At 66.4% G+C, this 8,676-nt stretch carries 13 protein-coding genes; all 13 read right to left on the bottom strand.

Annotation, left to right across the window (positions count from 1 at the left end; all coding sequences use genetic code 11):
* Nucleotides 1–75 precede the first annotated feature (75 nt).
* Nucleotides 76–333 (bottom strand): HPr family phosphocarrier protein, encoded by a 258-nt coding sequence (locus F8O03_RS03140; RefSeq protein ID WP_104254014.1) that lies wholly within the window; start codon nt 331–333, stop codon nt 76–78.
* Nucleotides 334–615: 282 nt separating this feature from the next.
* Nucleotides 616–1,980 (bottom strand): phosphoglucosamine mutase, encoded by a 1,365-nt coding sequence (gene glmM / locus F8O03_RS03135; RefSeq protein ID WP_151422315.1) that lies wholly within the window; start codon nt 1,978–1,980, stop codon nt 616–618.
* A gap of 15 nt (nt 1,981–1,995) precedes the next feature.
* A complete protein-coding gene (rpsI, locus tag F8O03_RS03130) occupies nt 1,996–2,481 on the bottom strand; it encodes a 30S ribosomal protein S9 (RefSeq protein ID WP_104242637.1) in 486 nt (161 codons plus the stop codon).
* A 26-nt stretch (nt 2,482–2,507) separates the two neighbouring features.
* A complete protein-coding gene (rplM, locus tag F8O03_RS03125) occupies nt 2,508–2,951 on the bottom strand; it encodes a 50S ribosomal protein L13 (RefSeq protein WP_068479234.1) in 444 nt (147 codons plus the stop codon).
* Nucleotides 2,952–3,143: 192 nt separating this feature from the next.
* A complete protein-coding gene (locus tag F8O03_RS03120) occupies nt 3,144–3,473 on the bottom strand; it encodes a hypothetical protein (protein ID WP_151422314.1) in 330 nt (109 codons plus the stop codon).
* A 34-nt stretch (nt 3,474–3,507) separates the two neighbouring features.
* On the bottom strand, nt 3,508–4,431 hold the full coding sequence (locus F8O03_RS03115; RefSeq protein ID WP_151422313.1) for a tRNA pseudouridine synthase A: 924 nt from the start codon (nt 4,429–4,431) through the stop codon (nt 3,508–3,510).
* Between the two features lie 97 nt (nt 4,432–4,528).
* Entirely contained in the window at nt 4,529–5,095 is a 567-nt protein-coding gene (gene rplQ / locus F8O03_RS03110) for a 50S ribosomal protein L17 (protein WP_104254018.1), read from the bottom strand.
* Between the two features lie 45 nt (nt 5,096–5,140).
* Nucleotides 5,141–6,136, bottom strand: coding sequence for a DNA-directed RNA polymerase subunit alpha (locus F8O03_RS03105; protein WP_104254019.1), 996 nt, complete (start codon nt 6,134–6,136; stop codon nt 5,141–5,143).
* 149 nt (nt 6,137–6,285) lie between these two features.
* On the bottom strand, nt 6,286–6,684 hold the full coding sequence (gene rpsK, locus F8O03_RS03100; RefSeq protein ID WP_068479244.1) for a 30S ribosomal protein S11: 399 nt from the start codon (nt 6,682–6,684) through the stop codon (nt 6,286–6,288).
* A gap of 42 nt (nt 6,685–6,726) precedes the next feature.
* The gene (gene rpsM / locus F8O03_RS03095; RefSeq protein ID WP_151422312.1) at nt 6,727–7,101 is read right to left on the bottom strand and encodes a 30S ribosomal protein S13; all 375 of its coding nucleotides are present in this window, start codon (nt 7,099–7,101) and stop codon (nt 6,727–6,729) included.
* 192 nt (nt 7,102–7,293) lie between these two features.
* The gene (gene rpmJ / locus F8O03_RS03090) at nt 7,294–7,407 is read right to left on the bottom strand and encodes a 50S ribosomal protein L36 (protein WP_008361054.1); all 114 of its coding nucleotides are present in this window, start codon (nt 7,405–7,407) and stop codon (nt 7,294–7,296) included.
* A 69-nt stretch (nt 7,408–7,476) separates the two neighbouring features.
* Complete coding sequence (gene infA, locus F8O03_RS03085) at nt 7,477–7,698, bottom strand: translation initiation factor IF-1 (RefSeq protein WP_066056559.1); 222 nt, start codon at nt 7,696–7,698, stop codon at nt 7,477–7,479.
* A 131-nt stretch (nt 7,699–7,829) separates the two neighbouring features.
* Nucleotides 7,830–8,669, bottom strand: a complete 840-nt coding sequence (gene map, locus F8O03_RS03080) for a type I methionyl aminopeptidase (RefSeq protein ID WP_151422311.1) — start codon at nt 8,667–8,669, stop codon at nt 7,830–7,832.
* Nucleotides 8,670–8,676 lie beyond the last annotated feature (7 nt).

The following is an 8,676-nucleotide window of genomic DNA, read 5'->3' as shown; positions in this document are numbered from 1 at the left end:
ATCGGAGGGGAGAAGTCAGTGCGACTGTTCCCGGATTTCAAGAATTGGCCGAGTGGCCGGAGCGCGCGCGGCGGCTCAAGCGTCGTGGTTGGTCTCCAGGAGAGCCACGAGCTGGTCGGCGACGGCTTCGTCACCATCGACGGAGAGGGTGATCTCGTCACCCTTGGAGACGCCAAGCGAGAGCACGCCGAGGATGCTGGCCGCGTTGACGCTCTTGTCGCCCTTCGCGATCGTCACCGGGACGCCGGCTTCGGTCGCTGCCTGCACGAAGAGCGCTGCGGGACGTGCGTGAAGGCCGTGTTCCGAGGCGACGGTGATCTTGCGTTCGATCATGGAGAGCTCCTTACGATTGGCGGGATTTCCGCGTGTTGAGCATATCCACGCGCGAAGCCCGAGATGCGAGATTGTCACCAAAACTTTGCCTCGGGCTTTGTTTTGTTCGCACACCGAGGTGGGCTCCCCTCGCGGAGGGCTCACTGAGGGTGCCAGTGGCGAGGCTGGAGATTCAAGTGGAATCCCGCAGAACGAGAACGGGGTTCCGCTGCACCGTGTCCTGGCGCAGTGGAACCCCGTTCTCGACTGATGTTCGCGGGTGCCGTCCCTCGCGAGCCCGCCTCAGAGGGCCAGGCGTTCGCGGACGACGGCGGCAAGCGCCTCCGCATGACGTTGCGCGGTCTCCTGCTCGCCGGCTTCGATCATGACGCGCACGAGCGGCTCGGTTCCCGACGGGCGCAGCAGCACCCGTCCCGTCTCGCCGAGCTCGCTGGCGATCTGGGCGACCGCGGCCTGCAGCGGTTCGTCGGTGGCGCAGTCTTCTTTCCGCACCCCTGGCACGTTGATGAGCACCTGCGGGTAGACGCGCATCACGGATGCGAGTTCGGCGAGGGTCTTGCCCGTGCGCCGCATCTCCGCCGCGATGTGGAGTCCGGTGAGAATTCCATCGCCGGTCGTCGCGTAGTCGGTGAGGATCACGTGCCCCGACTGCTCTCCGCCGAGGGCCAGGCCCCGCTCGTTGAGCTCTTCGAGCACGTAGCGGTCGCCGACCTTCGTCTCGATCATGCGGATGCCCGCTTCGCGCATCGCGATCTTGAGGCCGAGGTTCGACATGACGGTCGCCACGAGCGTGTCTTCACGCAGGGCACCGCGTCGCCGCATCGAGACCGCCAGGATCGCCATGATCTGGTCGCCGTCGACGACGTTCCCGTCAGCATCGATGGCGAGGCAGCGGTCGGCGTCGCCGTCGTGGGCGATGCCGAGGTCTGCCCCGAGCTCGGTCACGGTGCGCGCCAGCTCACCGAGGTGGGTCGACCCGACGCCCTCGTTGATGTTGAGTCCGTTGGGCGCGTTGCCGATGACCGTCACCTGCGCGCCAGCATCGGTGAAGACCTCGGGAGAGACCCCCGCGGCCGCGCCGTGGGCGCAGTCGAGCACGACATGCAGGCCCCGCAGCGGCGAAGTGCCGTCCTCGCGGAGCGGCAGGCTGCGCAGCAGGTGGAGCGCGTAGCGGTCTTCCGCGTCGGCGAACCGCTCGATGCTCCCGACACCGGCACCGGTGGGCGTGAGCTTCTCTCGGCCGAGGAGCGCCTCGATCTGATTCTCCAGATCGTCGGCCAGCTTGCGTCCGCCGCGCGCGAAGAACTTGATCCCGTTGTCGGGCGCAGGGTTGTGCGACGCGGAGATCATGACACCGAAGTCGGCGCCGATCTCCGCCGTCAGGAACGCGGCGGCAGGCGTGGGGATGACCCCGGCGTCGAGCACGTCGACCCCGGAGGAGGCGAGCCCGGCCGCGACCGCGGCCGAGATGAATTCGCCTGAGACCCGCGGATCGCGGGCCAAAACAGCACGAGGCCGCCGCCCGTGCTCGCGAGCAGATGTCGCGAGCACGATGGCAGCGGCCTGGGCGAGGCTGAGGGCGAGCTCGACCGTGAGGTGGTCGTTCGCAAGCCCACGAACCCCGTCCGTTCCGAAAAGCCTAGGCATTCGAAATGTCTGGACTTAGCGCTTCGAGTACTGAGGCGCCTTACGGGCCTTCTTGAGTCCGGCCTTCTTGCGCTCCTTGACGCGAGCGTCACGAGAGAGGAAGCCGGCCTTCTTGAGCTCCGGGCGGTTGTTCTCGCGGTCGATCTCGTTCAGAGCGCGCGCGATGCCGAGGCGAAGGGCGCCGGCCTGGCCGGAAGGTCCGCCACCCGAGATGCGCGCGATGACGTCGTACGCGCCACCGAGGCTCAGGATCGTGAACGGGTCGTTGATCAGCTGCTGGTGCAGCTTGTTCGGGAAGTAGTCGGCGATGTCGCGGTCGTTGACCGTGATGGTGCCGGTTCCCGGGATGAGGCGCACGCGGGCGATTGCCTGCTTGCGGCGACCGACAGCCGCACCGGGAACGGTGAGCGCCGGACGAGGTGCCTGGACGGCCGCCTCTGCCTCTGGGGTTTCGGTCGAGTAGCTCTGCGGCTGCTCGATGGACTCTGCAATGGTTGCCACTGTGTTCTCTTTCCTAGCTCGGGCCGCTACTGGGCAACCTGGTCGAAGACGTACGGCTTCGGCTGCTGGGCTGCGTGCGGGTGCTCAGCGCCTGCGTAGACCTTGAGCTTCTTGAGCTGGTCGCGTCCGAGCGTGTTCTTGGGGAGCATGCCGCGGATCGCCTTCTCGACGGCGCGCGTTGGGTGCTTCTCGAGCATCTCCGTGTAGGAGGTCGCCGTGAGGCCGCCCGGGTAGCCCGAGTGGCGGTAGGCGAGCTTCTTCTGGAGCTTGGAGCCCGTCAGCGCGACCTTCTCAGCGTTGATGACGATGACGAAGTCGCCCATGTCAACGTGCTGAGCGAAGGTTGCCTTGTGCTTGCCGCGGAGCAGTGCTGCCGCGTGGGTTGCGAGACGGCCGAGAACGACATCAGTCGCGTCGATGACCACCCAGTCATGGGTGATGTCACCGCCCTTTGGTGTGTACGTGCGCATGAATGTGCACCTTTCGTCGAAATGAGGAGGTCGTGAATCCCGCTCTGTCGTGATGGTTGCGGATGAGGTGCCGGGAACCGTGTCCCAGGGACGCTCAGCCGCGAACGTCACAGTCGAGGGCTCAACTTCGAAGCCGACACCGGAGTGCAGACAACTTGAGTAGCTTACGTCAGCGAACGTCCGATGGCAATCTCATGCGGGCACATGCGCGAGGCGGCGCGCGCGGATCGTCCGGAACCTCGCCGCAGCGCCGAACACGCCGACGATCAGCATGGTCCCAACTCCCCCGGCGATCAGGGATGCAGCGAAGAGGAAGGATCCGAGGAAGAAGTCGGGGTCGGTCGGGTCGAGCGAGGGAACCGCCATGCTCACGACGCCGTAGGCGGAGACGATGATGCCGACTCCGAGCGCGGTCCAGGCCCCGGCCGCCGTGGCCCTTGGCCAGAGCTTCGAGGTCAGGCTCAGCAGGATGAAGACGGCGACGGGCAGAGCCAGCGCCGCGTAGCTGATGAGATCGACCATGCATCCAGTCTGGACGCTCGCGAGACCCTGGGAATCAGTCGGGAGATGTAGATCCCGCATCGATGCTCGTGGACTCGCCCAGCGGCTCGACCAGATGCAGCGCCGGGCGCTGCGCCCTCGTCACCTGCTGGCGTTGAAGCAGCTCGTGCTCGGGCGGGTAGCCGACCCCCGTCAAGGTCAGGCCTTTCGCGGAGAGGACGGGGAACGCGCTGCTTCGCTCAGTCGCCTCGAGCAGCGCCGGTACGTCCTTCATGCGGATGCGCCCGGCCCCCACCTCAGCGCACATTCCCACGAGAGAGCGCACCATCGAGTGGCAGAACGCATCAGCTTCGAGGTGCGCGAGGAGCACGCCGTGCTCATCGCGCGCCCAGTCGAACCGCTGCAGCGTGCGGATCGTCGTCGCGTTCGGGCGGGGCCTGCAGAAGCCGGCGAAATCGTGGAGGCCCACGAGGGTGTCCGCCGCCGCCTGCATGAGGCCAGCGTCCAGCGCGCGGGTGACGACGGCGGTCCGGTGCCGTTCGATGGGGTTCGGGGGCGTGAGTCGGTCTGCGATGCGGAACTCGTAGCTGCGTGAGATCGCCGAGAAGCGCGCGTCGAAGCCGGCCGGCGCCGGTGAGACGCGGGCGACGACGACGTCGCTGTCACGCCCGAGCACACCGTTGGTGCGGCGGAGGAGGATCTCGGCGATGTCGTCGTCTGACCGCCGTCGGACGTTGTCGACCGCACGCTCATCCAGATCGAGGTGCGCGACCTGAGCCGTGGCGTGGACGCCGGCGTCGGTCCTGCCCGCGACGGTGAGGAGCGGGCCGGGCGGGAGTTCGCGGGCAACGAGGCGGAGCGCGTCCTCGAGCGTGCCCTGGACGGTGCGCAGCTCGGGCTGCGCTGCCCAACCGCTGAAGGCTGTTCCGTCGTAGGCGATGTCCAGACGGAACCGTGCCGTATCTCGCCCGTGCGCCATGAACCCATCTTCCCTTACTCGATCACGATTCTCTGCGACACGACGAAGCCCCCGAGCATTCCGTGTGGATGCTCGAGGGCTTCGGTGTCAGGTTCGACTACTTGGCGTCGTCGGCCTTCTCGTCGGTGTCCGACTCGGCGGCGTCTGCTGCCGCGTCGTTGGCTTCCGTCGGCTGCGTGCCGCCGTCGGCCGTTGGCTCGGACGCCTCGGTGTCACCCGCGGCCGTCTCGACCTCGTCCGCTTCGACCTCGGGCTCAGCAGGTGCCGCGGCTGGGGCGGTCTTCACTGCGGAGGCCTTCGGGGTGACGGGCTCGAGGACGAGCTCGATGACTGCCATGGGGGCGTTGTCGCCCTTGCGGTAGCCGGTCTTGATGATGCGGGTGTATCCGCCGTCGCGACCTGCCATCTGCGGTGCGATCTCCGTGAAGAGCTCGTGCACGACGGTCTTGTCGGTGACGACCTGCAGCACGCGACGGCGTGCGTGAATGTCGCCGCGCTTCGCGAAGGTGATCAGGCGCTCAGCGAGCGGGCGGAGGCGCTTGGCCTTCGTCTCGGTCGTCTGGATGCGCTTGTGCGTGTACAGCTGGGCCGCGAGCGTCGCGAGCATGAGGCGCTCGTGTGCGGGGCCGCCTCCGAGGCGAGGACCCTTGTTGGGCTTAGGCATTCGTCATTCTCTTTCGTGTGAAGTCGGTCTGGCGGGCAGGTCTGTTTAGACGTACTCGCCGGTGTCGTCGCCGGCACCGTAGAAGTGAGCGCCCTCGAACCCGGGAACCGAGTCCTTGAGCGAGAGGCCGAGCTCGGTGAGCTTGTCGCGCACCTCGTCGACCGACTTCTGACCGAAGTTGCGGATGTTCATGAGCTGGGTCTCGCTGAGCGCGACGAGCTCGGAAACGGTGTTGATGCCCTCGCGCTTGAGGCAGTTGTACGAGCGCACGGAGAGGTCGAGGTCTTCGATCGGCATCGACAGCTCGTTGGTGAGGACCGCGTCGACCGGCGCTGGGCCGATCTCGATGCCCTCTGCCTGCTCGTTCAGCTCGCGGGCGAGGCTGAAGAGCTCGACGAGCGTTCGACCGGCCGAGGCGATGGCGTCGCGCGGCGAGATGGCCGGCTTCGTCTCGACGTCGACGACGAGGTTGTCGAAGTCGGTGCGCTCACCGGCACGCGTCGCGTCGACACGGTAGGTGACCTTGAGGACGGGCGAGTAGATCGAGTCGATCGGGACCTGGCCGGCCTCGGAGAACTCGTTGCGGTTCTGCGTCGCCGACACGTAGCCGCGGCCGCGCTCGATGGTGAGCTCGAGCTCGAACTTCGCGTCGTCGTTCAGCGTCGCGATGACGAGGTCCGGGTTGTGCACCTCGACACCGGCCGGTGCGGAGATGTCAGCAGCCGTGACCTCGCCGGCCCCCGTCTTGCGGAGGTAGGCCGTGATCGGCTCATCGTGCTCGCTGGAGACGACCAGCTGCTTGATGTTGAGGATGATCTCGGTGACGTCTTCCTTCACACCAGGGATGGTCGTGAACTTGTGGAGGACACCGTCGAGACGGATGCTCGTGACTGCAGCCCCCGGGATGGAGGACAGCAGGGTGCGACGCAGTGAGTTGCCGAGGGTGTAGCCGAAGCCGGGCTCGAGCGGTCCGATCGTGAACTTCGAGCGGTTCTCGGAGAGGCTTTCCTCGGTGAGCGTTGGACGCTGTGCGATAAGCACTATGGGTTCCTTTCGGCAAAGTGTCCGCTATATGACACTTGGCGATTCAGCCGACGCACGTCGTCGACCGGGTGTGGAGTTCGAGCGGGGACGCCGAACATCCGCCACAAGGCCCTCCCTTGCGGGAGAGCCTCGCAGCGGACGAGAGGCTAGACGCGGCGACGCTTCGGGGGGCGGCAGCCGTTGTGTGCCTGGGGGGTGACGTCGTTGATCGAGCCGACCTCGAGGCCAGCGGCCTGAAGCGAGCGGATCGCGGTCTCGCGACCGGAGCCCGGTCCCTTGACGAAGACGTCGACCTTCTTCATGCCGTGCTCCTGCGCCTGGCGAGCTGCTGCCTCGGCGGCGAGCTGCGCGGCGAACGGGGTCGACTTGCGCGAGCCCTTGAAGCCGACTCCACCGGAGGACGCCCAGCTGATGACAGCTCCGGACGGGTCGGTGATCGACACGATCGTGTTGTTGAAGGTCGACTTGATGTGGGCCTGGCCCACTGCGACGTTCTTCTTGTCCTTCTTGCGCGGCTTACGAGCGGCGCTCTTTGGGGTAGCCAATGTTCTCTCCTACGAAATCTGCGGGCGCTGTCGCGGCGGCGACTAGCGTGCCTTCTTCTTGCCGGCGACCGTGCGCTTCGGACCCTTGCGGGTACGCGCGTTGGTCTTCGTGCGCTGGCCGCGCACGGGGAGACCGCGGCGGTGGCGGAGACCCTCGTAGCTGCCGATTTCGACCTTGCGGCGGATGTCAGCTGCGACCTCGCGTCGGAGGTCACCTTCTACCTTGAAGTTGCCTTCGATGTAGTCGCGGAGCTGAACGAGCTGCTCGTCGTCGAGGTTCTTGACGCGGATGTTGCCGTCGATGCCGGTGTCCTGGAGCGCCTTGAGTGCGCTCGTGCGGCCGACGCCGTAGATGTAGGTGAGTGCGATCTCGACGCGCTTTTCGCGCGGGAGGTCGACGCCTGCGAGACGTGCCATGGGATTTCTCCTGTGGGTTGAGGTGTGATGCACCGGATGGGCCCCGGCCTCGGTCCGAAGGTGTCCCCGTCGGGCTCGACGCCCTTCGGTTCTTACTGGTGCTGTTTCGTATTCAGTTGTGACGTCGAGTGCTGGTGCACTCAGGGGCATCTCTCACGCGCGACTCGCACGTGCGAGAGGAGCCCCGAGCGATTAGCCCTGGCGCTGCTTGTGGCGCGGGTTCTCGCAGATGACCATGACGCGACCGTGACGGCGGATAACCTTGCACTTGTCGCAGATCTTCTTGACGCTGGGGTTGACCTTCATTGAAGTTCCTTCTGTGATCGCTGGCCTCGTGCTGGGCAGGCGTATGCCCAGCCGTTCCTTACAGCGTGCCTACTTGTAGCGGTAGACGATGCGGCCGCGGGTCAAGTCGTACGGGCTCAACTCCACGATCACGCGGTCCTCAGGAAGGATGCGGATGTAGTGCTGACGCATCTTGCCCGAGATGTGAGCAAGAACCTTGTGTCCGTTCGAGAGCTCTACGCGGAACATTGCGTTTGGCAATGCCTCGACAACCGAACCCTCGATCTCGATGACGCCGTCTTTCTTGGCCATAGCCTCACTGTCGTTTGCTATTGAATGCACGCTGGTCGTGCGGATGGACGGTGACGACGCGCGCGAAATCGCAACGCAAAAGACACCAAGCGTCAACTCTAGGTGGTCTTCCCGCGGAGTGCAAGTGCGGGCTATACTCCTGCGCCAGCTGGCAGAACCGGCACCACGCCGAATGGCGCGAGTCCCGCCGCTCCCCCGTCGTGGGCGGTCGAGACCCAGATGCCGCCGGCATGGACGAGGATGGTGTGCTCCCAGTGCGCGCCGAGCGTTCCGTCGGCTGAGCGCACGGTCCACTCGTCGTCGTCGATGACCACATCCGGCCCACCGAGCGTGAGCATCGGCTCGATGCAGATGGCGAGCCCCGGCTTGACGACGGGCCCTCGGCCGAACACGCGGATGTTGTGCACGGTCGGCTCCTCGTGCATGCTGCGCCCGATGCCGTGTCCCGCGAAGTCCTCGAGGATCCCGAAGTCGCCGGACTGCTCGATGGATTCCTCGACCGCCGCGCCGACCTCGGCGAGGTGCCTCGCCGTCGCGAGCTTCGCGATACCTGCCCAGAGCGAGCGTTCGCAGGCCTCGCTGAGGCGCGCCCCATCCGCCACCGCGACCGTGTCCGCGCCGTCGCCGGGAACGACGAAGGTGCGTGCGGAGTCCCCGTTCCAGCCTTCGAACATGGCGCCGGCGTCGATCGAGACCAGCTGCCCCGCCCTCAGCGGCTCGGCGTTCGGAATGCCGTGCACCACCGCATCGTCGACGGAGGCGCAGATCGTGTGACGGTACCCGGGGACGAGCGCGAAGTTCGGGACCGCACCGTTGTCGCGCACGACCCTCTCCGCGATGGCGTCCAGCTCCAGCGTGGTCACTCCCGGCCGGATCGCCTCTGCGACGGCGTCGAGGGCGAGAGCCGTGATCAGCCCGGCTGGGACCATCGCTGCGAGCTCGGCAGGGGTCTTGTAGATGCTCTTGCGCATCAGGAGA

This window comes from Pseudoclavibacter terrae (assembly GCF_008831075.1).
GTDB lineage: Bacteria > Actinomycetota > Actinomycetes > Actinomycetales > Microbacteriaceae > Pseudoclavibacter > Pseudoclavibacter terrae.
Note: the sequence above shows the minus strand (reverse complement) of the source record. Positions and strands in the feature narration are given on the sequence as shown.